The organism is Streptomyces sp. NBC_01275 (assembly GCF_026340655.1).
In the GTDB taxonomy this organism is placed as follows: domain Bacteria; phylum Actinomycetota; class Actinomycetes; order Streptomycetales; family Streptomycetaceae; genus Streptomyces.
The window spans coordinates 3,829,734-3,855,644 of sequence record NZ_JAPEOZ010000001.1; the positions used below are offsets into that span (position 1 = coordinate 3,829,734).

At 71.7% G+C, this 25,911-nt stretch carries 18 protein-coding genes; 10 read left to right on the top strand and 8 right to left on the bottom strand.

What is annotated here, in order from left to right; genetic code table 11:
* Positions 1 to 90: 90 nt before the first annotated feature.
* From OG562_RS16735 to OG562_RS16745, 3 genes are all read right to left on the bottom strand, one after another.
* Positions 91 to 1,638, bottom strand: coding sequence for a DUF5719 family protein (locus tag OG562_RS16735; protein WP_266398236.1), 1,548 nt, complete (start codon positions 1,636 to 1,638; stop codon positions 91 to 93).
* A complete protein-coding gene (locus OG562_RS16740; RefSeq protein WP_266398239.1) occupies positions 1,635 to 5,342 on the bottom strand; it encodes a glycosyltransferase in 3,708 nt (1,235 codons plus the stop codon). Before OG562_RS16740 ends, OG562_RS16735 begins: the two co-directional genes overlap by 4 nt.
* Positions 5,343 to 5,547: 205 nt before the next feature.
* Entirely contained in the window at positions 5,548 to 5,811 is a 264-nt protein-coding gene (locus tag OG562_RS16745) for a WhiB family transcriptional regulator (RefSeq protein ID WP_003975777.1), read from the bottom strand.
* Positions 5,812 to 6,535: 724 nt separating this feature from the next.
* Between OG562_RS16745 and OG562_RS16750 the strand changes: the two genes are divergently transcribed.
* From OG562_RS16750 to OG562_RS16765, 4 genes are all read left to right on the top strand, one after another.
* Positions 6,536 to 7,129 carry a cysteine dioxygenase family protein gene (locus OG562_RS16750; protein WP_266398329.1) on the top strand — a complete coding sequence of 198 codons (594 nt, stop codon included), beginning with the start codon at positions 6,536 to 6,538 and terminating at the stop codon, positions 7,127 to 7,129.
* A gap of 81 nt (positions 7,130 to 7,210) precedes the next feature.
* Positions 7,211 to 8,170 (top strand): 2-phospho-L-lactate transferase, encoded by a 960-nt coding sequence (gene cofD, locus OG562_RS16755; RefSeq protein ID WP_266398332.1) that lies wholly within the window; start codon positions 7,211 to 7,213, stop codon positions 8,168 to 8,170.
* Between the two features lie 32 nt (positions 8,171 to 8,202).
* On the top strand, positions 8,203 to 9,552 hold the full coding sequence (locus OG562_RS16760) for a coenzyme F420-0:L-glutamate ligase (protein ID WP_266409304.1): 1,350 nt from the start codon (positions 8,203 to 8,205) through the stop codon (positions 9,550 to 9,552).
* Positions 9,553 to 9,656: 104 nt separating this feature from the next.
* Positions 9,657 to 10,661 carry a DNA-3-methyladenine glycosylase gene (locus tag OG562_RS16765; RefSeq protein WP_266398335.1) on the top strand — a complete coding sequence of 335 codons (1,005 nt, stop codon included), beginning with the start codon at positions 9,657 to 9,659 and terminating at the stop codon, positions 10,659 to 10,661.
* A 207-nt stretch (positions 10,662 to 10,868) separates the two neighbouring features.
* Here the strand turns inward: OG562_RS16765 and OG562_RS16770 are convergent, their stop codons facing one another.
* Both OG562_RS16770 and OG562_RS16775 read right to left on the bottom strand, forming a co-directional pair.
* Positions 10,869 to 11,951, bottom strand: coding sequence for an NDP-sugar synthase (locus OG562_RS16770; RefSeq protein ID WP_266398336.1), 1,083 nt, complete (start codon positions 11,949 to 11,951; stop codon positions 10,869 to 10,871).
* 231 nt (positions 11,952 to 12,182) lie between these two features.
* On the bottom strand, positions 12,183 to 13,904 hold the full coding sequence (locus OG562_RS16775; protein WP_266398339.1) for a peptidoglycan recognition protein: 1,722 nt from the start codon (positions 13,902 to 13,904) through the stop codon (positions 12,183 to 12,185).
* Positions 13,905 to 14,065: 161 nt separating this feature from the next.
* On the opposite strand from OG562_RS16775, the gene OG562_RS16780 reads away from it, so the two are divergent.
* The 4 genes from OG562_RS16780 to OG562_RS16795 all read left to right on the top strand — a co-directional run bounded on the left by OG562_RS16780 (position 14,066) and on the right by OG562_RS16795 (position 20,442).
* Entirely contained in the window at positions 14,066 to 14,824 is a 759-nt protein-coding gene (locus OG562_RS16780) for a TIGR03089 family protein (RefSeq protein ID WP_266398341.1), read from the top strand.
* A gap of 683 nt (positions 14,825 to 15,507) precedes the next feature.
* On the top strand, positions 15,508 to 16,665 hold the full coding sequence (locus OG562_RS16785) for an LCP family protein (RefSeq protein ID WP_323187525.1): 1,158 nt from the start codon (positions 15,508 to 15,510) through the stop codon (positions 16,663 to 16,665).
* A gap of 242 nt (positions 16,666 to 16,907) precedes the next feature.
* Positions 16,908 to 18,686: an LCP family protein gene (locus OG562_RS16790; RefSeq protein ID WP_266398343.1), complete on the top strand. Its 1,779-nt coding sequence runs from the start codon at positions 16,908 to 16,910 to the stop codon at positions 18,684 to 18,686.
* 142 nt (positions 18,687 to 18,828) lie between these two features.
* The gene (locus OG562_RS16795) at positions 18,829 to 20,442 is read left to right on the top strand and encodes an LCP family protein (protein ID WP_266398345.1); all 1,614 of its coding nucleotides are present in this window, start codon (positions 18,829 to 18,831) and stop codon (positions 20,440 to 20,442) included.
* Positions 20,443 to 20,494: 52 nt separating this feature from the next.
* Here OG562_RS16795 and OG562_RS16800 read toward each other — a convergent pair whose 3' ends face one another.
* Positions 20,495 to 21,541: a glycosyltransferase family 2 protein gene (locus tag OG562_RS16800; RefSeq protein WP_266398348.1), complete on the bottom strand. Its 1,047-nt coding sequence runs from the start codon at positions 21,539 to 21,541 to the stop codon at positions 20,495 to 20,497.
* 237 nt (positions 21,542 to 21,778) lie between these two features.
* On the opposite strand from OG562_RS16800, the gene OG562_RS16805 reads away from it, so the two are divergent.
* On the top strand, positions 21,779 to 23,143 hold the full coding sequence (locus OG562_RS16805; protein ID WP_266409310.1) for an LCP family protein: 1,365 nt from the start codon (positions 21,779 to 21,781) through the stop codon (positions 23,141 to 23,143).
* 33 nt (positions 23,144 to 23,176) lie between these two features.
* On the opposite strand, the gene OG562_RS16810 is transcribed toward OG562_RS16805, so the two are convergent.
* Both OG562_RS16810 and OG562_RS16815 read right to left on the bottom strand, forming a co-directional pair.
* Positions 23,177 to 23,833, bottom strand: a complete 657-nt coding sequence (locus OG562_RS16810; RefSeq protein ID WP_266398351.1) for an HAD family hydrolase — start codon at positions 23,831 to 23,833, stop codon at positions 23,177 to 23,179.
* Positions 23,826 to 25,157 (bottom strand): LCP family protein, encoded by a 1,332-nt coding sequence (locus OG562_RS16815; protein ID WP_266398353.1) that lies wholly within the window; start codon positions 25,155 to 25,157, stop codon positions 23,826 to 23,828. Before OG562_RS16815 ends, OG562_RS16810 begins: the two co-directional genes overlap by 8 nt.
* 120 nt (positions 25,158 to 25,277) lie before the next feature.
* On the opposite strand from OG562_RS16815, the gene OG562_RS16820 reads away from it, so the two are divergent.
* Complete coding sequence (locus tag OG562_RS16820) at positions 25,278 to 25,856, top strand: acyl-CoA thioesterase (RefSeq protein ID WP_266398356.1); 579 nt, start codon at positions 25,278 to 25,280, stop codon at positions 25,854 to 25,856.
* The last annotated feature ends 55 nt before the right edge of the window (positions 25,857 to 25,911 follow it).

Consider the following 25,911-nt stretch of genomic DNA (forward strand, 5'->3'; position numbering starts at 1 on the left):
CGAGCTGCGCCCCCGCCCTTTCGAGCTGCCGCGCAGCCCTTTGAGTGACCTCGCTGCCCTTTGAGTGGCCGCGCGCGCCGCGACCTCGTGCTACTTCTGCAGCACCGCCACGTCCTCGTCCGCCTCGGGTACGGCGACCGTGCCCCGGTCGGCCGGGAGGGTCTGGACGGTGAAGCCCGGGACGCCCTCCTCGGTCGCCGCCAGGGTGCGGGAGGCGTAGACCGGGGTGGTGGTGAGGGGTTCCACCGTGAGGGCGTAGGCGCCCTTCAGGCCGCTGGGGACGGGGAGTTCGACGTCCTGGGTCGTACCCGACTTGATCGTGTACGTCTTGGAGGCGGCCGTGCCGCCGCCGCTGCCCGCGGAGGCGGTGACCTTGACCTTGGCGGCGCCCTGGGGGGCGGTCAGGGAGAGCGTGGAGCCCTTGGCGCTGTTGTCGGCGGCGGACGCGCGCGTGCCGACGGGGGCGGTGGCGGGGATGAACGCCGACTCCTGCTGGGCGCCCTTGCCGCGCAGGACGCGTACGGCCGCGACGATCGGAACCGACTGGTCCGTGGGGGTCAGGATCAGGGAGCCCGCCTCTCCGCGCGTGACGTCGCCCAGATCGACGGCGGCCGTCATGCCCGCCTTGATGTGCAGCGTCTCGTGCCCGGCGGGGGTGATCAGACCCGAAGGGGAGGCGAGTTGGATTTTCAGATCCGCGTCGGCGTCGCCCGGCGCGTAGGCGATCAGGCGGACGGCCGTGGCGTCCTTGGGGATGCCGGGGACGACCTGGCTGCTCGCCGGGTCGGTGGCGGCGGCCAGCCAGTCGCCGCCGAGCTTGTCGTCCAGGGCCTGCACGGAGGCGCCGACGCGGCCGCTGCGGACGCTGACGTGGACGGTGAGGTCGTCCTGCTTCTCGTCGGTGAGCGTGGACAGCAGGATCGGCTCGCTGGAGTGGGCCGGGACCGTGATGCCCTCCCCCACCGTGGTCGCGAGGGCGCCGTCCTTGCCGTAGAGCTCGATGTCGGCGACGGCGGCGGAGTCGTCCGGGTTGGTGAGGTGGACGTAGTCCGTGCGGTCGGCGGCTGTGCTGGCGCCGGGGAACCAGAACTCGGTGTCCGGCGGGGTGCAGGTGACGCCCTGCAGGCCACGGCCGCTGCCGGCGGCGACCTCCGTGGTCTCCTGGACCGTCCAGCCGGGCGCGAACTTGCCCTCGGCGGTGCCGACGAGCGCGGGCGCCTCGCCGCCGGAGGTGTCCCCGGTGGCCGGCGTGCCGGGCGCCTTCGGCGTCAGGACGGGCTTGGCCGACGTCGCCTTCTTGTCGCCCTTGCCGTCCTTTTCACCCTTGTCACCCTTGTCGGTCTTGTCGGTCTCGGAGTCCGTCGTGCTGTCCGCCGACTCCTCGCCCGCGGCCGCGAGGGCGGCCGTGCCGTCGCTGCCGGTGCCCTTGGTGACGGGTGTGAAGGACGTGTACGACGTCTCCGCGAGGTCGGAGGTGCTGGGCGCGGGGCACAGCAGGCTCGTGCGCTCCACGGGCAGTTCGGCGGCAGCCTTGGGGGGGTCCGCGTAGGGGGCGGGCGGCTGGTTGAGCACCGCGAACCCGGTGACGGCGGCGAGGGCGGCCGTGCCGGCGATCAGGGACAGGGTGGTGCGGTTCACTGCTGGCTCCCGTCGGGGCGCTCACTGCCGGTGCCGTGGGGGTGCTGGGCCGGGTCGTAGGCGGCGGGGTCGTAGCCCTGGCCGTATGCCTGCGGGTCGTAGCCCTGCTGCGGGTAGGCCGGGTCGTACGGCGTCTGCTGGGCCTGGCCGTCGTAGGCGTACGGGTCGTACGGGCCGGCCTGGTAGGGGTCGTAGGACTGCTGGTCGTAGGCCCCCGCCTGGTACTGGGGGGCGTTCTGGTACTGCTCGCCGCCGTAGTCGACGTACTCGGCGTTCTGATAGCTCGCCGGGTCCCACTCGTCGTAGGGCTGCTGCTGCTGCGGGATCGCGGCGGCGGGTTCCTCCTGAGGAGGAACGGGATGAGCGGCAGGAGTGGGGAACTCCTCGGCCTGGTCGGGCCCTTCGGACTCCGCCTCCGCCTCGGCCTCGGCCTGGGCGCGCAGGCGGCGGGCGCGGCGGCCCTCGCCCTCGGTGGCCTGGGCGGGGATCGGCTGCTCCTCGGGGAGGTCGTCGTCGACGTCGCGGCGGCGGCCCGGGAGGGCGAGGACGACGAGGACGAGGGCGAGGAAGCCCTGCGCCCACAGCCAGGCGGTGTGGGTGAACGGGTCGTCGTAGGTGACGTCCAGCTTTCCGCCGGAGGCGGGGAGTTCGAAGCCCTGGGCCCAGCCGTCGACCGTGGTGCGGGTGAGCGGCCTGCCGTCCAGGGTGGCGCTCCAGCCGTCGGCGGCGGCGTCGGCCAGGCGCAGGACGCGGCTGCCGGAGCCGGCGGGGACGGTGGTGTGGACGTCGACGGGGCCCGCGGCGACCGGTGTCGCCGTGCCCTTGCCGGAGGCGGCGACGATCGCCGCGCGGGAGACCTCCTGGTCGATCCGCCACAGAGCGCTGCCGTCCTGCTGGCTGAGCCGGCTCAGGCCGGGCGTGGCGTCCAGCACGCGGGTGACCTCGCGGGGCGCGCCCTTGTGGACGAGGACGTAGCGCACGGCGAACTTGCCGAGTTCGTCGGTCTGGTCGGCGCCGGAGCCGGCGACGAGGTTGGCGACGACCTTGTCGAGGATGGCGTTCTCGCCGTCGGCGGCGGCGAGTTCGCCGTCGCCGAGGCGGGCGCCGGAGCCGCGGACCAGCATGTAGTCGACGTGTGCGGCGGAGTCGCTGTCGAGGACGAGGGTGCGGGCCTGGTCGCGGGTGCCGGCCTCCTCGGCGACGAACGCGGGCACCTGGACGGGGTCGCGGCGCTCCAGGGGGCCGTCGGCGCCGCCGATCATCCAGCCGGCGGCGAGGAGCAGGGGGCCCGCGGCGGAGGCGAAGGCGATGAGGGCGGCGACGGGCTGGCGCCAGCCGAAGCTCTGTTCGGCGACCCGCGCGCGTGCTCCGTCGGCGCCCATGACGGCGGCGGCGAGGAGGGCGAGGCCGTAGACGAGGGTGGCGGGGCCGGCCCACGTCGAGCTGTTGGACAGGACGGCGAAGACGAGGCCCACGAGGGCGACCGCCCAGGCCGCCCAGATGCCGAAGTGGCGTTCGCTGCGCAGCAGGGCGGCCAGCGCGGCCAGGACGACGCCGACGAGCATCAGCCCGTCGACCGTGCCGGGTCCGCCGGGGCTGGCGCCGAGCAGGTCGGTCGCGGACGCGGACGAGGCGCCGAAGTCCAGTCCGGCCTGGGTGAAGAAGCCGAGCGGGAGCAGGGTCAGCGACCAGGGCGCGAGGATCAGCAGGGGCATGCCCAGCTGGGCCAGGAAGCGCAGGCCGTAGGCGGGGAGGTCGGTGCGGCGCACGGCGAGGACGGCGAGGCCGAGGACGAGCGCGACGGGCCAGATGATCGGGGTGAACGCGGTGGTGATCGTCAGCAGCAGCGCGTACGCCCAGGTGGCGCGCCAGCTGCCGCGGGCGCCGGAGGCGTGCGTCAGGCCGCTCGCGGCGACGCCCGCGCGGGCGATGAGCGGCAGCAGGACGGCGAGTACGGCGGTGCCGACGCGGCCGCCGGCGAGGGCGCCGGTGGCGGCGGGCAGGAAGGCGTAGACGACCGCGGCCCAGGCGCGCAGGAGGCGGGACTCGACGAGCGGGCGGGAGGCGAAGTAGGCGGTGAGGCCGGCCAGCGGCACCGAGCAGACGAGCAGCAGGGTGAGGGCGAGGCCGGTCGAGCCGAGGAGCAGCGAGGCCAGCGTCGCGATGATCGCGAGATAGGGCGGGGCGGCGGAGGTGCCGCCCGCGCCGACCGGGTGCCAGGCGTCGAGGTAGCGCGACCACAGCTCGGAGGCGTCGGCCGGGGCGGGCAGCAGGGCGCCGCCGGCGAGGGCTCCGCCGCCGAGGAGGTTGCGGCAGGCGACGAGGGAGACGAGCAGCAGGACCAGGAAGAGCACCGGGCCCGGCTTGCGGGCGATGCGCTTGAGGCGGGCGAACTGCTCGATGTCCAGGAAGTCGGCGTCGTCGCCGCCGGGTCCGGACTCGACGGCGCCGCCGTGCCGGCCCGCGCCGGCGGCGATCTCGGTGTCGCTGTCGCCGAAGAAGTCGCCGGCGACCTGTTCGACGGTGGCTCGCACGGTCGCGCCGGGCGGCGGGAACAGCGGCCGCAGCTCGTCCTTGTCGATCTGCGGCTTGCCGCGGGTGCGTCGCCCGGCGATGATCCGCTCGGGCCGCAGCAGGGTGCCCAGGAGGCCTCGGATCTCGTCGAGGGCCTGTCCGGGGACCTTGCCGACGAGGTAGGCGAGGGTCCGCAGCAGGGTGCCCAGGACCAGGCGCACCAGGATCCAGGGCAGCAGGGCCGTACGGCTGTTGACGAGGAGGGTGTAGACCGCGCCCGCCTTGTCGACCTTGTGCGGGGAGGCGGTGGTGCGGCCCGCGCAGTCGACGGCGCGGCGCTCGCGGGAGGCCGCCTCGGCGTGTCGTACGACGGCTTCGGGGGCGATAAGGACGCGGTGGCCGGCGGCGTGGGCGCGCCAGCACAGGTCGACGTCGTCGCGCATGAGGGGCAGTCGGCGGTCGAAGCCGCCGAGCTGGTCGAAGACGTCGCGGCGGATCAGCATGCCGGCGGTGGACACGGACAGCACGGGGTGGACGTGGTCGTGCTGGCCCTGGTCCTGTTCGCGGCGGTCCAGGCCGGTCCAGCGGCGGCCGGAGTGGGCGATGGTGACGCCGACCTCGAGCAGCTGCCGGCGGTCGTACCAGCCGCGGAGCTTGGGGCCTACGACGGCCACGTCGTCGCGGCCGAGTTCGAGCTCGTTGTCCACGACGCGCAGCAGTTCGGCCAGGGCGTCGGGTTCGGGGGCGCAGTCGTCGTGCAGCAGCCACAGCCACTGGATCGGCTCTCCGTGCGGGAGCTCCGGCATGTCGTAGGCGTCGTCGCGCCACGTGCGCGTGACGGGGTCCCAACCGCTGGGCCGCTTCAGGTAGGGCAGTTCCTCGGGGGTGAGGACCGGGGCCGTGCGGCTGGCCTCTTCGACGGCCTGGCCGAAACCGGTGCGCCGGGCGAGGTGCAGGACGCGGTCGTCGCCGAGGGCGTCGGTGACCAGCTGGGCGGAGTCGTCCGAGCTGCCGGTGTCGGCGGCCATGACGGACTGGACGGGGCGCTCCTGGCCGAGCAGCCCGGCGAGCGCGTCGGGCAGCCAGCGGGCACCGTCGTGGGAGACGATCACCGCGGTCACGACATGACGCGGGAACTCAGGTGTGGCAGCGCTGTCTTGATGGGCTGCCGTGTGGCTGTGCACGGACATCGAGGTACGGGCCCCGGTTCGATGGACTGCGGTGGACGCCTGCGCCCTGTGGGGGCGGCGGGGTGTCTCGGACGAGCGCCCACACTATCGGCTGGGCATGGCAACGGCCCGCCGCCTGTGGATAACCCACCTGCGACGGGCCGTTCGCCTTGTTTCGGACGGCTGCCTTGCTCGGACGGCCGCCGTGCTCGGACAGCCGCCGTGCTCAGACGGCCGCCTTCTTCAGCCTGCGACGCTCTCGCTCGGACAGGCCGCCCCAGATGCCGAAGCGTTCGTCGTTGGCAAGGGCGTACTCGAGGCATTCGGAGCGGACCTCGCAGGCGAGGCAGACCTTCTTGGCCTCACGGGTGGAGCCGCCCTTCTCGGGGAAGAAGGACTCGGGATCGGTCTGGGCGCACAGTGCGCGCTCCTGCCAGCCGAGTTCCTCATCCGCGTCGTCGACCAGCAGTTGCTGCACCAGCTCGGTCATGTGCGCCCCTCGCTCTGTCTTTTTCGCGTCCCCGTGACGTGGCCGTTACCGATTTCGGCTGAACGACACGAGTGAAATTACAAGTGTGCTGCTCCGGGCGAGTCAAGCCGAGATCTGCTATTGGGCCCCTTATTCACTCTGCGGAACCAAGGCTGCGCAGTAAGTGTTCAAATCGCCATAAACCTTGACACGCAGATGAGGCACTGGAGGGGTCCGACTCCGCACAGCGCTTGCACGAGGAAGGACGTCCAGAAGTTCGATCTCGTTGCGGCACGCGTGCGAAGAGCGAACCGGATCACAGTCGGATCACGGGATCACTCCGGGGCTTGCGCGCCCGGCTTGTGCGCCATGTGTCCCGGTGACGGCATGAACAAACCTTTCACCTCGGAGATGAACCGGATGAGGTGAACCATGTCCCACATACCGGGCGTCGAGTTGACACGTCGGGTGTGAACCGGTGTTCTTGTGGGCATGCTCGCGAACTTGGCACTCACCTCGACCCGCCCCGCCGGGTCCCACGGTGCTGCCCGCGCTCGCTGTAGCTGTTGTTGCCGTTCCAGCTGTTGAGCCAAGCGCGCTCCGGCTGCCTCTGAGTCCACCGCGACTCGGCCGCTCGTTCCCCCGCCCGCACCAGGGCATCCCTGTCGCCCGCGACCCGGGCGGACGGTACGCGACACCCGGCCCCCCACTCTTCCGCCTCTTCCGCCGAGGAACACCGCACCCCATGAACAGCGACAGCGACCTCCAGATCGCCGGCGACATCCTCGAAGTCCAACACCTCCTGCAGGCTCCGCGCGAGCACCCGGCCACCGTCGCCGAGTTCGTCGGCCTGGCCCGCTCCCTCGCCGCCGACCGCGCCCAGTGGCAGCACCTCGTCCGCTACGACGCGACGACCCGCTGGTACCACCGGCTGCGCACCGGCCCGGGCTACGAGGTGTGGCTGCTGTCCTGGGTGCCCGGGCAGGGCAGCGGGCTGCACGACCACGGCCCCTCCTCCGGCGTGCTCACCGTCCTGGAGGGCGAGCTGACCGAGCGCACGGATCGGGGCGAGCGCGTGCTGGGGGCGGGAGCGGAGAGGGTCTTCGCGCCGGGGTACGTGCACGAGGTCGTCAACGACGCGCTGGAGCCGGCGGTCAGCCTGCACGTCTACTTCCCGGGGCTCACGGAGATGCCGATGCACCCCCGCTCCGGGTCCGGGCTCCGATCCGGGCTCCGGCCGGCCGAGGCGGCCCCCCTGGCCTGCACGGCGCTCGACTCCTACGACGGGGTCGGACCCGGCTCGTACGACGGGGATGAAGTGGACACCGTCAGCTCGTAGGCGGGGGCGGGTTTTCCACAACCGGGTGGTTGTCCACAACCGGGCGACGCGTTGTCGGTGCTGCCTGCGAGACTGGCTCTCATGCGCATTGTGGTTCTGGCAGGCGGCATCGGCGGTGCCCGGTTCCTGCGCGGTCTGAAGCGGGCCGTGCCGGACGCGGACATCACGGTCATCGGCAACACCGGCGACGACATCCACCTCTTCGGGCTGAAGGTCTGCCCGGACCTCGACACGGTGATGTACACGCTCGGCGGCGGCATCAACGAGGAGCAGGGCTGGGGGCGGGCCGACGAGACCTTCCATCTGAAGGAGGAGCTCGGGGCGTACGGCGTCGGGCCCGAGTGGTTCGGGCTCGGCGACCGGGACTTCGCCACACACATCGTGCGGACGCAGATGACAGGCGCGGGATTTCCGCTGAGCGCGGTGACGGACGCGCTGTGCGACCGGTGGCAGCCGGGCGTACGGCTGATCCCGATGACCGACGACCGGGTGGAGACGCATGTCGCCGTCGAGATCGACGGGGAGCGCAAGGCCGTCCATTTCCAGGAGTACTGGGTGCGGCTGCGGGCCTCGGTGCCGGCGGAGGCGGTCGTGCCCGTCGGCGCGGAGCAGGCCAAGCCCGCCCCCGGTGTCCTGGAGGCGATCGCTGAGGCCGACGTCGTGCTGTTCCCGCCGTCGAATCCGGTCGTCTCGGTCGGCACGATCCTCGCCGTGCCCGGGATCCGCGAGGCGATCGCCGAGGCCGGGGTGCCGGTGGTGGGCCTGTCCCCCATCGTCGGGGACGCGCCCGTGCGGGGGATGGCCGACAAGGTGCTCGCGGCGGTCGGCGTGGAGTCGACGGCCGCGGCGGTGGCCGAGCACTACGGCTCGGGACTGCTGGACGGCTGGCTCGTCGACACGGTCGACGCGGGCGCTGTGGAGCGGGTCGAGGCGGCGGGCATCCGCTGCCGGGCGGTCCCGCTGATGATGAGCGACCTCGACGCGACCGCGGAGATGGCCCGGGAGGCGCTGAAGCTGGCGGAGGAGGTGCGGGCGGCGTGAGCGGGACGGCGAGCGGGCTGCCGGGTGAAGTGTTGAGCGGGGGGGCCTCCGGCTCTGCGGGCGCTGTGCCCGGCGACGGCTACCGGGTGTGGGCCGTGGGCGGGCTGCCCGAGGTGCAGGGCGGTGACGATCTCGCCAAGCTGATCGCCGCCGCCGAGCCGGGGCTCGTCGACGGTGACGTGCTGCTGGTGACGTCGAAGATCGTGTCCAAGGCGGAGGGGCGGATCGTCCGGGCGGACGACCGGGAGGCCGCGATCGACGCCGAGACCGTACGGGTCGTGGCCCGGCGCGGGATGCTGCGGATCGTCGAGAACCGGCAGGGGCTGATCATGGCCGCCGCCGGGGTCGACGCCTCCAACACGCCTTCGGGGACCGTGCTGTTGCTGCCCGAGGACCCGGACGCGTCCGCGCGGGCGATCCGGGACGGGCTGCGGGAGGCGCTCGGCGTCGACGTCGGCGTCGTCGTCACCGACACCTTCGGACGCCCCTGGCGTGCGGGGCTCACGGACGTGGCGATCGGCGCCGCCGGCGTGCGGGTGCTCGACGATCTGCGCGGAGGCACGGACGCACACGGCAATCCGCTGAGCGCGACCGTCGTCGCCACGGCGGACGAGCTGGCCGCCGCCGGGGATCTGGTGAAGGGCAAGGCCGCCGGGTTGCCGGTGGCGGTGGTGCGGGGGCTGGGGCACGTCGTCCTGGCCGAGAGCGACGCGAAAGCGGACGAAGACGGCGCCCGGGCCCTTGTCCGGGGGGCGCGGGACGACATGTTCCGGCTCGGGACGTCGGAGGCGGTGCGGCTGGCGGTCACCCAGCGGCGGACCGTGCGGTCCTTCACCGACGAGCCGGTGGATCCCGGGGCGGTACGACGGGCGGTCGCCGCGGCGGTGACCGCACCGGCGCCGCACCACACGACGCCGTGGCGGTTCGTGCTGCTGGAGTCGGCCCGGGCGCGGACCGAGCTGCTGGACGCGATGCGGGACGCGTGGGTCGCCGATCTGCGGCGGGACGGGAAGTCCGAGGAGTCGATCGCCAAGCGGGTACGGCGGGGGGATGTGCTGCGGCGCGCACCGTATCTGGTGGTCCCGTGTCTGGTGATGGACGGTTCGCACACCTACGGGGACGCGCGGCGGGACGGCGCCGAGCGGGAGATGTTCGTCGTCGCCACCGGCGCCGGGGTGCAGAACTTCCTGGTCGCGCTGGCCGGGGAGCGGCTGGGATCCGCGTGGGTGTCCTCGACGATGTTCTGCCGGGACGTGGTGCGGGAGGCGCTGAAGCTGCCGGAGGAGTGGGATCCGATGGGGGCGGTGGCCGTGGGGCATGCGGCGGAGGAGCCGCGGGCTCGGGGGGAGCGGGCGGTGGAGGGGTTCATCGAGGTGCGGTGAGGGGGCTGTCGTATGAGGTCATGTACGTAGAGGTCATGCAGGTAGAGGGCACGTAGGTTGAGGGCACGCAAGTAGCAGGCGCCGGCGATCTCAGGGGATCACTCGTGGCAGGACGTTTCGCACCGCGGCCCACGCGTACCAGCGTGCGCGGGGGCTATGTCGGCTTGCCTTCGGGGGTGCCTCGGCCTGCTCATGAGCCCGGGACGGTGCGGATGTGGACGCCTGAAGGGGCGCTCGATCTGGGACTGGTGCTGGGTCCGTTGCGGCGGGGCCCCGCCGATCCGACGTTCCGGGCGATGCCCGACGGGTCGGTGTGGCGGGCCAGTCTGACGCCTGAGGGGCCGGGGACGTTGCGGGTCTCGCAGGTCTCCGCGGCCGTGCGGGGGGAGGCTTGGGGGCCGGGGGCTCGGTGGCTGCTGGAGCAGTTGCCGGAGATGCTCGGGGCCTCGGACGATCCAGAGGCCTTCGTTCCTCGGCATCGGGTGGTGGCGATGGCTCGGCATCGGCGGCCGGGGTTGCGGCTGACGCGGACCGGGCTGGTGCTGGAGTCGTTGATTCCGTCGATCCTGGAGCAGAAGGTCACGACCGACGAGGCGTATCGGGCGTGGCGGCTGCTGGTGCGGAAGTTCGGGGAGCCGGCACCGGGGCCTGCGGCGGGTGGGCGGCTGTGGGTGATGCCGGCGCCGCGGACGTGGGCGTTGATTCCGTCATGGGAGTGGCATCGGGCGGGGGTCGACGACAAACGGGCTTCCACCGTGCTGCGGGCCGTGCGGGTTGCTGCGCGGCTGGAGCAGGCGGTGGGGATGCCTCCCGGGGAGGCGCGGGCTCGACTGGAGGTCGTGCCGGGGGTGGGGCCGTGGACGTCTGCGGAGACTGTGCAGCGTAGTCACGGGGCGGCGGATGCGGTGACGGTGGGGGATCTGCATCTGCCGGGGATCGTGGGGTTTGCGTTGGCGGGGGATCGGGGGGCGGATGACGCCGTGATGCTGTCGTTGCTGGAGCCCTATGCGGGGCAGCGGCATCGGGCGGCTCGGTTGATTCTGTTGAGCGGGAGGACTCCGGCTCGGCGGGCGCCTCGGATGCCTCGGGGGGACATCGGGCGGTTGTGAAGGGGGGCGGGCCGCGGGCTTTTTCGCCCCCGCCGCCCCTTCCCGTCCCGAACCTGGGGGCTGCCGCCCCCAGACCCCCGCTTTCGGCCCCGAAAGGGCCTCGTCCTCGAACTCCCCCAGAGGGGGACCCCACGGGCTGACAGGTCCGGACGGGCTGAAAGCGCATCCAACCCGTCCGGCTTGCGAAGTACCCCCGACCGACCAGCCCTACTGATCAGACGAGAACCGCACCGCCCCCGCCGGGATCCTCGCGTCGCACCACACCCTCGCGCCCTCGCGGAGTTCGTTGTCGGGGCCGATGATCGCGCCGTCGCCGATGACGGTGCCGGTGAGGACGGAGCGGGTGCCGACTCGGGCTCGGGTGCCGATGAGGGAGTCGGTGATGACGGCGCCGGGTTCGATGACGGCGCCGGGGAGGATCGTCGAGCCGAAGACCCGCGCACCCTCCGCCACGAAGGCGCCCTCGCCGACCACCGTGCCGCCGGTCAGTTTCGCGTCGGGGGCGACCTGGGCGGTCGGGAGGACCAGGCGGTCTCCGCAGCGGCCGGGGATCGCGGGGGACGGGGCGCGGCCGAGGACCAGGTCCGCCGAGCCGCGGACGAAGGCGGCGGGCGTGCCGAGGTCCAGCCAGTAGGTGGAGTCCACCATGCCCTGCAGATGGGCGCCGGCCGCCAGGAGCTCGGGGAACGTCTCTCGTTCCACCGACACGGGCCGGCCCGGCGGAATGGTGTCGATGACCGAGCGGCGGAACACGTACGCGCCCGCGTTGATCTGGTCGGTGACGATCTCCTCGGGGGTCTGGGGCTTCTCCAGGAAGGCCAGGACCTTGCCCGTGTCGTCGGTGGGGACCAGGCCGTAGGCCCTGGGGTCCGTCACCTTGGTGAGGTGCAGCGACACGTCCGCCGAGGTCGCTTCGTGCGTGGCCACCAGTCTTCGGATGTCCAGGCCCGTGAGGATGTCGCCGTTGAAGACCAGCACCGGGTCGTCGGGGCCGGAGTGGAGTCGGGACGCCACGTTGCGGATCGCGCCGCCGGTGCCGAGGGGTTCGTCCTCGGTCACGTACTCGATGTGGAGGCCCAGGGCCGAGCCGTCTCCGAAGTGCGGTTCGAAGACCTCGGCCAGATAGCTCGTCGCGAGGACGATGTGGTCCACGCCTGCCGCTCTCGCCCGCGCCAGTTGGTGCGTGAGGAACGGCACCCCCGCCGCCCTGACCATGGGCTTGGGCGTGTGCACCGTGAGCGGGCGCAGCCTGGTGCCCTTGCCGCCGACCAGGAGGATCGCTTCTGTCACCTTCGTCTCTGCTTCCTGCCGGGACCGGCCGAACTGTCTTTCGGCCGGCCAGTGTATGCAGACCGTTGTGTGGCGCTTTCCAGGCCGTGTGGTGTTCCGTCCCAGTCCCGAGGCGACTGTCCCCCCGACGGCTGCTGAATGTGCCCCCACTGGATGCGTTTTCCGACCGTTCCCGTCGGCTCCCCGTCGCTCCCGGGGCCTCCCCCGGCCCCGGGATCTCACGGGTCGACCTCAACGCCCCTGATAGCGCGCCGCGGTCGAGCGGGCCGAGCCGAGCTTGCCGTAGAGCTGCCTTCCGGGGCATTCCGTGGCGAACCCGTCCCGGTGGCCGGAGATCACATTCAGTCGTACGTTCTTTCCCTTTCGGTAGAGATTGCCACCTCCGGACTTCAGGTATGTCTTTCCTTTCGGATTCCCACCGAAGAGACCGAGTTTCCATGCCGTCAGACGGGCGACGGCCGTGACGGTGGCGGAGGTCGGCTTGGCGGTGGCGAACGAGCCGAGGACGGCGATCCCCATGCTGTTGGTGTTGAAACCGAGGGTGTGGGCGCCCAGGACCGCCTTCGCCACTCCCCCGGCCCGGCCCTCGTAGATGTTCCCGCACTTGTCTACGAGGAAGTTGTAGCCGATGTCCCGCCAGCCCATGCTCTTGACGTGGTAGCGGTAGATACCGCGGATGACGGACGGCGCCTGTGAGCACTTGTAGCTGTTGCCGGTGGCCGTGTGGTGAACGAAGGCCGCCTTGACCTTCGTCGTGTAGCGGAAACCGGTCTCCCGGAGCGACTCGTCGGCGCCCCAGCCGCGGCGCGTGACGATGCGCGGGCGCGGGCCGATGTACGGCTTCGCCCGCTGCTCCTGTCGCCGGCGCTGTTCCGACGTCAACTCGGTCCCCCGCAGGGCGAACAGTTCGCGCTCGGTGGCCAGCCGGTCCAGGGCCGGGATCTCGCGCGCGCCGAGGGGGGCGAGGCCCGCGTTGACGGCGGAGGCCGCGGTGGCCGCGGCCGAGGTCGCCGTCTCGCCGTTCGGGGCCTTCGGGCCGTCTCCCGGACCTCTGACCGACCGTCCACGGCTGCGCTGCGGGCCCGCCGGCACGGGCGTGGCGGCGGGGGCGGCCGCCCCGGGGTCGACCAACTCCAGGCGCAGGCCCGACGGCAACGGCTCCGTCGCCGAGACCGTACGCAGCCCACGGCCCGTGTCCTGCGTACGGCGCTGGGCGTCGGGGTGGACGCGGACCTCGACGCCGTCGGAGTCCCCGACCCACAGCGGGGCCGTGGCGCCGCGGACGTGGCCCGAGGAGCTCTCGGGCGTGTCGGGGTCGGCGCCGTGGTCGGCGTTGTGCGTCTCGAGGTCCTGCCAGCCGGACCAGTCGCCGCCGGCGGCCGGGCGGGTGCGGACCTGGACGCGGCCGTGCAGTTCGGCGACCGGGTCGTCCCAGACGACGCCGAGGAGGGAGAAGCGGCGTACGTCCCGGCGGGTCAGACCCCGGTCCGGGCTCGCGCCGCCGAGGGCGCGGTCGCGGGCGAGGGGGGCGAGGGGCAGCGACTGGGTGCTGCCGGGGAGGTCGGGGTGATCGGGGAGTTCGCGGAGTTCGGGGGCGGATTGGGCGTCAGGGGTGTCTGGAGCGTCGGGGATGCCCGGGATGCCTAGGGCGTCGAGGATGCCCTGGATGCCCTGGACGCCTGGGGTATCAGTGATGTCCGCGGCATTCGGGATACCCGGGATACCCGGGATACCCGGGGCGTTCGGTGCATCTGGTGCGTTCGGGGCGTTCGATGTGCCCGGGGCGTTCGGTGTGTTGGGGTTGTCGGGGCCTGTGGCCCTGGTCGTCTCGGCGGTCGCCGCCTCCGCTGCCGGCGCGGGTCGCGCCGTCGCCGCGGTGGCGGGCAGCGTCAGCGGAAGGGCGAGAGCCGCCGCACAGGTGACGCCGATCGAGGAAGCAAGCAATCCACGCATGCCAACGATCCTGGACATATCTATCTATATCTGTCCATCGGGGACTTGACGGGCCGTCGGGTGCGTTGCGCCGAACCGGTGGCGCGGCGCCCGGCGCCGTTCGGCCGAACCGGTGGTCCGGCGACCCGTGCGGCGGCGGCGCGGCGCGTACGCTTGCGCGCGTGAACGCCACCGATCGCACCCCTGCCGACCTGCTGCGTTCCGCGCTCGCCGCGGACCCCGCACGCCCCCTGGTGACCTTCTACGACGACGCCACGGGCGAACGCGTCGAACTGTCCGTGGCCACCTTCGCCAACTGGGTGGCCAAGACGGCGAACCTCCTCCAGGACGGCCTGTCCGCCGAGCCCGGCGACCGGGTCGCGCTGCTGCTGCCCGCGCACTGGCAGACGGCCGCGTGGCTGCTGGCGTGCGCGTCGGTGGGGGTCGTCGCCGACGTGGCCGGGGATCCGGCGCGGGCGGACTTCGTCGTGGCCGGGCCGGGAGGGTTCGAGGCGGGGCTGGCGTGCCGGGGCGAGCGGTACGCGCTGTCGCTCGCGCCGCTCGGCCGACGGTTCGTGCCGGCTCCTCCGGAGGGGTACGCCGACTACGCCGTGGACGTTCCGAGCCACGGCGACCGTTTCGCGCCGTACGCGCCCGTCGATCCCGAGGCGCCCGCGCTGGTCGTGGCCGGGGCCGAGTACACCGGCGCGGAGATCGTGGAGCGGGCGCGGGCGGAGGCGGCGGGACTGGGACTGACGGGACCTGGCTCCCGACTGCTGTCGGGACTGTCGTACGACACCTGGGAGGGGTTGAGCGCCGGTCTGTACGCGCCGCTGGCGAGCGGTGGGTCCGTGGTCCTCTGCCGAAACCTGGCGCAGGCCGGGGAAGAGACCGTGGCCAAGCGCATCGAGAGCGAACGGGTCACGACGACGGCCCGCTGACCCCTCCGGGGAGACCCGGTGATCCCGCCCGGGGAGACCGGGTGCCCCCTCCGGGGAGACCGGGCAAACCCTCCGGGAAGGCCCACTGCCTCCTCCAGGGAGGCCGAGTGACTCTCCGGAAGGCCGGGTGTCCGCGGAAGGCCGGGTGATCCCGAGGAGACCTGCTCCCCCTCCGGGGAGGCCGAGTGACCCCGAGGAGACCCGCTGCCCCTCGATGGAAGCCGGGCAACCCCTTCGGGGGAGACCCCCTGCCTCCTCCACGGAGACCAGGTGACCCGGAAGGCCGGGTGAGCCCGAGGAGACCCCCGTCCCCTCCGGGGGCCCGCACGGCCCGGCGTGTCCCGGATTCGGCCTCCTCCGAAGAACCTCTAAGGCCCCCCGCAGGCCCAGGCGTGGCCCGCCTCCAGCCTCTCCCGATCCCCCTTCGAGCCCCCTTCGAGCCCCCTTCGGGCACCCGTCGAGCCCCACTCGAGCCCCACTCGAGCGCCCCTGGAGCGCCCCCGGAACCTTCACTCGTTCGGTCCATCCCCGGCCGCCCCCGCGGCCGACTTCGCGCCATCGTCGTAGGAGCGGCACTACAGGCTCGTAGAGGCGGGAGGGGTGGAGTGGGCGTGAGGGAGTTCCTGGGTTCGCGTGGGCCCCTGGGGCCTGGGGTGGGGGCGTCTGGTGAGGGGTGGGGGCCGGTGCGGCGGCGTCGGCGGCGATGGGTGCGGTACGGGGTGGGGGCGGTCGTCGTGGTCGTGGTGGGGACCGGGGTCGCCGGGTGGGCGGTGTACGCCAAGCTCGACGGGAACATCACGCCCGACGAGGCGGCCGCGGCGGAGCTCGCCCGGTATGCGAAGGAGCGGCCCACCTCGTTGGTGAAGGACGCGCAGAACGTGCTGTTGATCGGGTCGGACTCGCGTTCCGGGGACGGGAACGAGAAGTACGGACGGGACTCCGGGACCGAGCGGTCGGACACGACGATCCTGTTGCATCTGGCCGCCGGGCGGCGCAGCGCGACCGCCGTGTCCCTGCCCCGCGATCTGATGGTGGACGTGCCGGGCTGTCTGCGGGCGGACGGAACGCGGGCCGAGCCGATGTTCGCGATGTTCAACTACGCGTTCCAGACCGGGGGCTCGGCCTGCACCATCCGGACGGCGGAGAAGCTGACCGGTGTGCGGATCGACCATCACGTCGTCGTCGACTTCAGCGGGTTCAAGGACATGGTCGACGCCGTGGACGGGGTCGAGGTGTGTCTGAAGGAGCCGGTCGACGACAAGGCGGCCAGGCTGCGGCTGCCCGCGGGGGAGGTGACGCTGAACGGCGAGGAGGCCCTCGGGTACGTCCGGGCCCGCAAGTCCCTCGGCGACGGCAGCGACACCGACCGGATGGACCGGCAGCAACGATTCCTCGGGGCGCTCGTCAACAAGGTGCAGAGCAATGACGTCCTGCTGAATCCGGTGAAGCTGTATCCGGTGCTGGACGCGGCCACGTCCTCTCTCACTACCGACCCGGATCTGGCGAGTCTGCGCGGGCTCTACGAACTCGTGCGCGGCCTGAGCGACATTCCCACCGAACAGGTGCAGTTCCTCACCGTTCCGCGGGAGTCGTACGCCTACAACGCCAATCGCGATCAACTCGTGGAGCCCGAGGCGGAGAAACTCTTCGAACGGCTGCGCACCGACGCGCCGGTCGTGGTCTCGCCCGCGGAATTTAAGGAAGTTCCCAGAAATTCCGCCTCTGAGGAGTCGGGCGACTACGGCGCGTACGGATCCCGGTGGGGCTCCGGGGCGGCTTCGCCGACTCCCCCGGCCCCCACCTTCCGTGGAAACACGGCCGCGGAGGAGGGCTGCGGGTAAAGCGCTTGCCAAGTCGGGCCCTTGTAACGAACTGCAGTTCAAAGAAATGCGGGGGATTGCCCGGTTGTAGGAGCGTGGAATTTGTCACGACCGTCGCTTGACGCTGAACTGGGCGGATAGTGTGAGCGCCCCAGTGCACCCGGCCGCTAGGTCCTTCCCGGTCTCGTGCACTGTGACCGAGACCCGAGCGCCTCAGTGGGGGGAAAGGCGCCGCGTGGCCCCAACGGAGGATTCGGACAACCGTGGACGCGCAAGGCCGTGGGCGGGCGGACAACATCGATCCCGCAGACCAGTGGGTGCTCAATCCGAACACCGGCGAATACGAACTGCGACTGAGTCCTTCCGCACCGCAGTCGGCGGTGCCCGGGCCACGTAGAGCGGGCTCCCGCGCGGGAGCCCCGGCGGGCCCCGGCACCGGAGGTGCGGGACGCGGTCGCACGACGGAGTCGGAGCGCGCGTCGCCTCAGGAGGCGCCGAGCGTGCCGTCGCCGCGCCGTCGGCGAGGCGTGCCGGAGGAGACCGCGCCCGGTCGGCGCGGGCGCCGGCCCGAGAAGACGAAGAAGAAGTCGAGAGCGAAGAAGATCCTGCTCTGGACGGGCGGGATCACGGCGTTCGCGCTGGTGGGCACGGCCGGCGCCGCCTACCTCTATCTCGAGCACCTCAACGACAACATCACGTCCGTCTCCGACGACGGCGCGAGCACCGGCGGCTTCAGCAAGGACAAGGCGATCAACCTCCTGCTGATCGGCACCGACAAGCGCACCGGCTCGGGCAACGAGGGCTACGGCGACTCCGGCAGCGTCGGTCACGCCGACACCACGATCCTGCTGCACGTCTCCAAGGACCGGACGAACGCGACGGCGCTCAGCATCCCGCGCGACCTGATCGTGGACGTCCCGGACTGCCAGACCAAGCAGGAGGACGGCACCACCAAGGTCATCGGGGGCACGGACGACGTCCGCTTCAACACCAGCCTCGGGCAGGACGAACGTACGCCGAGCTGCACCATGCGCACGGTGACGGAGCTGACCGGGATCACCCCGGACAACTTCATGGTCGCCGACTTCAACGCGGTCAAGACGCTGACCTCGGCGGTCGGCGGCGTCGAGGTGTGCCTGGCCAAGGACATCGACGACCCGGACTCGCATCTGAAGCTGTCCAAGGGCACGCACACCATCGAGGGCGAGCAGGCGCTGGCCTTCGTGCGCACCCGGCACTCGGTGGGCTTCGGCGGCGACCTGAGCCGGATCGAGCTCCAGCAGCAGTTCCTGAGCGCGCTGATGCGCAAGCTGAAGTCGAACGACACGCTCACCAGCCCGACCAAGATGATCAAGCTGGCGGAGGCGGGCACGAAGGCGCTGACCGTCGACTCCCAGCTGGACAGCATCGACAAGCTCAAGGACCTCGGTCTGGAGCTGGGCAAGCTCAACGTCAAGAACCTGACCTTCACCACCGTGCCGGTGATCGACAACCCCGCGGAGAAGGTCAAGGCCACGGTCGTCGTCAACCCCACCACGGCGCCCACCGTCTTCCAGATGATCAAGGACGACGTCTCCTTCTCCGAGGTGAAGAAGAAGGCGGCGGCCTCGAAGGACGCGGCGTCCGCGGCGGCCGCCGCCCGGCTCAAGGGCGCCAAGTCCGCGGCCTCCGAGGTGCGGGTGCAGGTGATGAACGGCGGCGCCCCGGCCGGCAGCGCACAGGAGACTCTTAACTGGCTGCAGAATGATGAGGGCGTGACGAAGTCCGAGAACGCGGGCAACGCGCCGAAGGAACTGAGCAAGACGACGCTCGAGTACGACCCCGACCAGGCCGACCAGGCACGCAGGCTCGCCGACATCATGGGGCTGCCCGGTACGGCTCTGAAGCCGGGCGAGAGCGTCACCAACGCCCAGGGGCTCCCGACGATGACGTTGACGCTGGGCAAGGACTTCAAGGGCGCGGGCGTCTCGCTCACGGCTCCGACGACGGTGCCGGACTCGGTCCAGAAGTCCACGGCGGACAAGGTCGAGTGCGCCAAGTAGGTCCGAGCAGGTAACCCTTCGGGCCCGTCGTGCGTCTGACTGGACGCGGGACGGGCCCGTGTCAGGCGCAGGGCGGGGAGGGGCAGGGGAAGTGGCGGGGAACAGTGGGGTGCAGGGGGATGTTCCCGCGGTCGAGGACACGATGTCCCTGACACCGCAGGACCATCAGGATCACGAGGGACCCGGCGGTCCCGGCGGACCGGACGGGAAGGGCGGACGCGGCGGCAGCGTGCGCAAAGGCGTGCTCGTCGCGGAGCGCGCCCGGCGCAGACGGCGCGTGCTGCGCTGGTCGGCGACGATCCTGGCGGTGGTCATACTCGGCGGCGCGGGGGCCGGATACCTCTACTACGAGCATCTCAACGCCAACATCAAGAGCGACGACCTGAACCTCGGCGACGCCAAGGACCGGGCGGCCGACACAAAGGCCAACTCCGCGGGCCAGAAGGCCATGAACATCCTGCTGATCGGCTCGGACGCCCGTGACTCCGCGGAGAACCAGAAGCTGGGCGGCGCCAAGGACACCTTCAACGGCACCCCGCTCGCCGACGTCCAGATGCTGCTGCACATCTCGGCGGACCGCAGCAACATGTCGGTGGTGAGCATGCCCCGCGACACGCTGGTGGACATCCCCAAGTGCACCGACCCCGACACCAAGAAGACGTACGCGGCCAGCACCCGGTCCATGACCAACGAGTCCCTCGCCCGCGGCGGCCCGGGCTGCACGGTGGCCACCTGGGAGAAGCTCACCGACATCCACATCGACCACTTCATGATGATCGACTTCTCGGGTGTGGTGTCGATGGCGGACGCCATCGGCGGCGTCCCGGTGTGCGTGGACGCCAACGTCTACTCGCACACCAGCAGCGGCAAGGGCTCCGGCCTGAAGCTGGAGGAGGGCACGCACTCCATCAAGGGCAAGCAGGCCCTGCAGTGGCTGCGCACCCGCTACGGCTTCGAGGACGACACCGACCTCGCCCGCGCCAAGGCCCAGCACATGTACATGAACTCGATGGTCCGCGAGCTGCGCGCCAACGCCAAGCTGACCAACCCCAACAAGCTGCGCAAGCTCGCCGAGGCGGCCACCGAGGCGATCACCGTCGACGACGGCCTGGACACCATCACCAAGATGTACGACCTGGCGGGCGAGCTGCAGAAGGTGCCCACCGAGCGCATCACCATGACGACGATGCCGAACGCCTACGACACGATCCAGACCGGTCGGGTGGTGCCCACCGCGGACGCCGACCAGGTGTTCCGGCTCGTCCGCGAGGACATCGCGCTGGACGGCAAGGACGACAAGAAGGCCACCGCCAGCCCGTCGCCGACGGTCACCGACGCGGCCGCGGCGGACGACGACCTCGCGGTCCAGGTCCACAACGGCACCCGTACCGACACGCTGGCCCCGGTCAGCGGGCGGGCGGGCGCGGTGACGCAGCTGCTGACGGGCAAGGGCCTCACCAAGGCGGTCGCGGACCCCTCGGCGGCCACCTCCGAGGCGAAGACGGTGATCCGCTACCCGAGCGCCGACCTCCAGGGCGACGCCCTGCGGGTGGCGAAGGTCCTCGGCATCCCGACGAGCCAGGTCAAGAAGTCCACCGCCGTCTCCGGCGTCACGCTGTTCGTGGGCGCGGACTGGCGGTCCGGCACGACGTACAAGGCGGCGAAGGCGGACGACTCGACGCCCGCCTCGGCGCAGGCGATGAACGGCGCCGACACCAGCCAGTGCATGCACGTGGACCCGGCCTACACCTGGTAGCAGGAGCAGTCCGGGTCCGGCGGGCGGCGAGCGGAACGGCGTCCCGTGGGCCTCAGTGCGCGTCGCTGAGGACCGCGGGGCGGCGCGAGGCGATGACCTTCTTCGCCAGCGACTTGGGGCTGGTCAGGAAACCGAACCCCCACGACATGTGCATGGTGGCGAGGGCGACGGGGATCTGGAGCCGCGCCTTGAGCGGCAGCCCCTTGCCGGCCGGCAGCGACCCGGCGGCGATCGCCGCGAGGTAACCGCCCGGGATCAGGAAGCCGAGCGGGGTGAGCGCCGCGCCCACCACGATCCCGGCGGCTATCGCGCACACCGCGGTGGGCGGTGCGAGGTAGCGCAGGTTGATCGAGCCCTCGTGGTAGCGGGCGACGACGTGCCGCCAACGGCCGTAGTCCTTGTACTGCTTGGCGAGCGCCTTCACGCTCGGCCGCGGGCGGTACGACACCTTCAGCTCCGGCGAGAACCAGATCAGCCCGCCGGCCTCGCGGATGCGGAAGTTCAGCTCCCAGTCCTGGGCGCGGATGAACTCCTCGTTGTAGCCGCCCTGCTGCTCCAGCGCCTCGCGCCGGAACACGCCGAGGTACACGGTCTCGGCGGGCGCGGCCTCGCCGCCCGTGTGGAAGGCGGCGTTGCCGACGCCGATCTTCGAGGTCATGGCGGCGGCGACGGCGTGCTCCCAGTCGTTCTCGCCCTCGGCGTGCATGATGCCGCCGACGTTCTGCGCGCCGGTCTCCTCCAGGAGCCGTACGGCGGTGGCGATGTAGTTCGGGGAGAGCATGCCGTGGCCGTCGACGCGGACGACGATCGGGTGCCGGGAGGCCTTGATCGCGGCGTTGAGGGCGGCGGGCGTGCGGCCGGTGGGATTCGGCACGGTGTGCACCCGCTTGTTTTCGTCCGCCGCAGTTTCGGCCACGAGCTGGGCGGCGATCTCGTCCGTACGGTCCGTCGAGGGACCGATGGCGATCACGACCTCCATCTCGCCGGCGTACTCCTGCGCGAGGATCGCTTGGACGGCTCCGCGCAGATGCCGTTCCTCGTCGAGGACGGGCATGATCACGGACACGGCGGGGAGCTGCACGTCGGACTTGGCGTTCACAGGGGCTCACGTTACCGCGAACGGGGGACACGGCCCGCCCCGCCGGTGCGCTGCGCCGGGCGACAGATCGTACCGGCCTACGGTAATCCCGGCTCCCTCGCCCACGGCCGTCGCCCGGAGGTGTCCCGCATGCCCACCACTCCGACCCGGTCCCCCTCCCGGCCCGCGCCCCGCCCGCAGCGCCCCCCGGCGCGCCGCGCCGCACGCCCCGTACGAAGGAAACGTCCCCGCTGGGCCATGCGGGCGGCGACCACGCTGTCGGTCGTCGTGCTGGCCTCCGCGGGAATCGGCCACTCGGTGATCAGCAGCCTCGACGCGGACATCGCCCGGGTCGACCCCTTCAAGGACATGAAGAACCGTCCACGCGCCGGACACGGCATGAACGTGCTGCTGGTCGGCACGGACGGCCGCGACCGGATCACCCAGGACGAGCGCCGCCGCTACCGCCTCGGCGGCGCGCCCTGCTACTGCACCGACACGATCATGATCGTGCACATCTCGGAGGACCGGGAACGGGCGAGCGTGGTCAGCCTGCCGCGCGACTCGTACGCCGACACGCCCCCGCACACCGACCAGGTCACCGGCAAGGTGCACCACGGCCACCCGATCAAGCTCAACGCGGCGTACGCGGAGGGCGGCCCGCAGCTCACCGTGCGCACGGTCGAGAACATGACCCACGTGAAGATCGACCACTACCTGGAGGTCGACTTCACCAGCTTCATGAAGACCGTCGACGTCCTCGGCGGGGTGAAGATCTGCACGGCGGCGCCCCTGAGGGACACGTACACCGGTCTGAACCTCGCCCCGGGCTCCTACACCCTGAAGGGCGGCGAGGCCCTGCAGTACGTCCGCTCACGGCACGCGGACGCCTCCTCCGACCTGGGCAGGATGAAGCGCCAGCAGCGCTTCCTGGCGGCCCTGGTGGACCGTACGACGTCCTCCGGGATCCTGCTGAACCCGCTGAAGTTCCGGGACGTGACGCGGGCGGTGCTCGGGTCGGTGCGGGCGGACCGCGGCTTCGGCACGGACGAGCTGCTGGACCTCGGGCGCGCCATGCGCACCTTCTCCCCTTCGTCCTCCGAGTTCACGACGGTCCCGATCGGGCGGATGGGATTCCTGGTCAAGGGCATCGGCTCGACGCTGAAGTGGGACCCGGTGAAGTCGCAGCGCCTCTTCCAGTCCCTGCGCGACGACAAGCCCCTGGCCACCGCCCCGCGCCCGCGCACCGAGGCCGTGCGGGTGGACGTGGCCCCGCAGCAGATCCTGGTCCAGGTCGAGAACGGCACGACGACGCCGGGACTGGGCGGGCGGGTCGACTCGGCGCTGGCGGCGACGGGCTTCCGTACGACCCGGCGCCCGGTCGACTCGGCCGACCACGCCGTACGACGTACGGTCATCGCCTACGACCCCCGCTGGGACCGCTCCGCGAAGTCCCTGGCCGCCGCGCTGCCCGGCGCGGAACTGCGGGCCGCGCCCGGGCTCGGCCCGACGCTGAAGGTGATCGCGGGGGCGGACTTCCGCGAGGTGCGCAAGGTGCGGGCGGCAGCTGTCGATCAGGGGGAGTCCGGGGTGGTGCGGGGAGACGAGGTGGGCTGCGCGTAGCAGCCCTGGCCTCCCTGGCATCCCTGGCCTCCCCTAGGTGAACAGCGGTTCCAGCGCCTGTGCCAGGTCGGTGGGTTCGCGGTAGTGGACGGCGCGCATGCCGAGTGCGGCGGCGGCCTCGACGTTCTCCTCGGAGTCGTCCACGAACAGACACCGCTCCGGTCGTACGCCGGCCCGGACCGCCGCGAGTTCCAGGATCCGCGGGTCGGGCTTGGCGAGGCCTACGCGGGCGCTGCTGACGACCTCGTCGGCGAGGTCGGTCAGGCCCATCGCCGCCAGGTCGGACTCCAGGCCCGTCGTCGCGTTGCTGACGAGCACCAGCGGCACCCGGGTGCGGGCCCTGCGCAGCAGCCCCACCACCGTGTCGTCGGCGCGGAAGGGCGACTCCAGCAGGGCGGTGCCCAGCGACCAGGCCGTGTCCTCGTCCTCCACCAGACCGGCCAGCCCCTGGGCGATGGCGGCGACCCACTCCTGCTCGGTGATGTGCCCGAGCAGCAGCGGCTCGGCCGCCTCGGGGGCGAACGCCACCTTCTTGGTGGTGCCCTCCGCCAGCCCGGCCGCGCGCTCCAGCGCCTCCAGGTGGGCGGAGTCGAAGTGACGCACCACGTTGTCGATGTCGCAGAGCACCGCGTCGAAGGGCGGTCCGCCGTCCGCTCTGCCGCCCGCTCTGTCGCCCGCGCCGTCAGTCACTCGACACCGTGACCTTCTCGTCGTTGTTCAGCTCGTTCACCAGCTGCTTCACCTTCGTCTTGTCCCAGACGAGGTTGCCGCCGGAGGAGCCGGAGATCGGCATGTTCATGGACACGCCGTCGCCGCTGTTGACGCCCTTCATCGCGAAGAACATCGACGCCAGGTCGTACAGGCCCATGTCCTTGTCGACGATCAGGGAGTCCAGGCCCGAGCCCAGGGTCGGGTAGAGCTTGAAGGGGTTGAGGAGCGTCGAGGGGGTCGCCACCTGGTGGGCGAGGGCCGCGAGGAACTTCTGCTGGTTCTTGGTGCGCTGGAGGTCGGAGGCGGCGAAGGCGTGGCGGGTGCGGACGAAGGCCAGGGCCTCCTCGCCGTTCAGGGTCTGCTTGCCGGCCTTGAAGTCGGCGCCCGAGTAGCTGTCCTTGAACGCCTTGTCGATGGTGATCTCGACGCCGCCCACCGAGTCCACGATCTTGGCGAAGCCGGCGAAGCCGATCTCGACGTAGTGGTCGATGCGCAGGTTGGTGTTGAACTCGACGGTGCGCACGAGGAGTTCGGGGCCGTCCTCGGCGTAGGCGGCGTTCAGCTTCACATGCCGGCCCGTGCCCTTGTACGTCTTGCCGGACTCGGAGCCGACGAAGGTCGGGATCTCCACGTCGGAGTCGCGGGGCAGCGAGATGAGCGTGTCGCCGTCGGAGCCGACGTGCAGGATCATCATCGAGTCGGTGCGCTTGCCCTCGGCGGAACCGGTGTGCAGCTCCTTCTTCTCCGCCGCGGACAGGCCCTCACGGCTGTCGGAGCCGACGATCAGGTAGTTCGTGCCGTCGCCCGCCTCGGGCCGGTCGATGACCTTCGAGAGGTCGACCTCGCGGCGCAGCTTGGAGTCGGCCCAGAAGTACGTGCTCACCGAGGTCACGACCAGCACGGTCACGACGGTGATCGCGGTCCACTTGATCCGGCGGCGCCAGTTCGGCGCGGGGCGCGGGCCACTGGCGCCGACGTCACCCGGGCCGCCCGGTCCCGCGGGGCCGCCGGGCGCGCCGTAGACCTGGCCCGAGCTGTAGCCGCTGTCGTAGCCGGCCTGCCGGGCGTTCGTGTAGTCGCCCTCGCCGTTGCCGTATCCCTGGCCGTCGACGTACGAGGGCTGCGGCGGGACGCCGGGGCCCGAGCCGTACGGCGGGGCGGTCGGGCCGCGGCGGGTCTGCCGCATGACACGCGCGCTGTCCGGCTCCGCGCCGGCGCTGCCGTACCCGCTGCCGTACCGGTTGCGGTTGCCGTTGCGGTTGCCGCGGTCGTCGTCCGACCATCCCTCGGGCCAATCGTTCATGCGCCTTAGTGTGCAGGGCAGCACTGTGTGCCGTACAAGGGTCGTCGGAGAATCAGGGCCCCGCTGTTGCCAAGCTGACACAAAGTCCCGAGTTGTCCCCCTCGGCATAAGGTGGAGGACATGACAGACCAGGTCACCGCAGCGGACTCGGGCAGCACTCCAGACATTCAGGACCTTCCCGATATCCCGGGCAAGCCCACGTCCGCGTCCCGCACCACCCTCAGCCACATCATGACCCACAACGACACCAACCTGCTGGGCACGGTGCACGGCGGTGTGATCATGAAGCTCGTGGACGACGCGGCGGGCGCGGTGGCCGGCCGGCACTCCGGCGGGCCCGCGGTCACCGCGTCCATGGACGAGATGGCGTTCCTGGAGCCGGTCCGCGTCGGCGACCTCGTCCACGTCAAGGCCCAGGTCAACTGGACCGGCCGGACCTCGATGGAGGTCGGCGTCCGCGTCCTGGCCGAACGCTGGAACGAGTCCGCCCCCGCCACCCAGGTCGGCTCCGCCTATCTGGTCTTCGCCGCCGTCGACGCCGACGGCAAGCCCCGCGCGGTCCCTCCGGTCCTCCCGGAGACGGAACGCGACGAACGCCGCTACCAGGAGGCCCAGATCCGGCGGACCCATCGACTGGCCCGGCGGCGGGCCATCCGGGAGCTGCGGGAGCGGAGGGTGGCGGAGGGGTTGGGGGACTGAAGGAAACCGAGGGGGACTGAAGGGGACGGAGAGGGACTGAGGTGGCGGCATACGC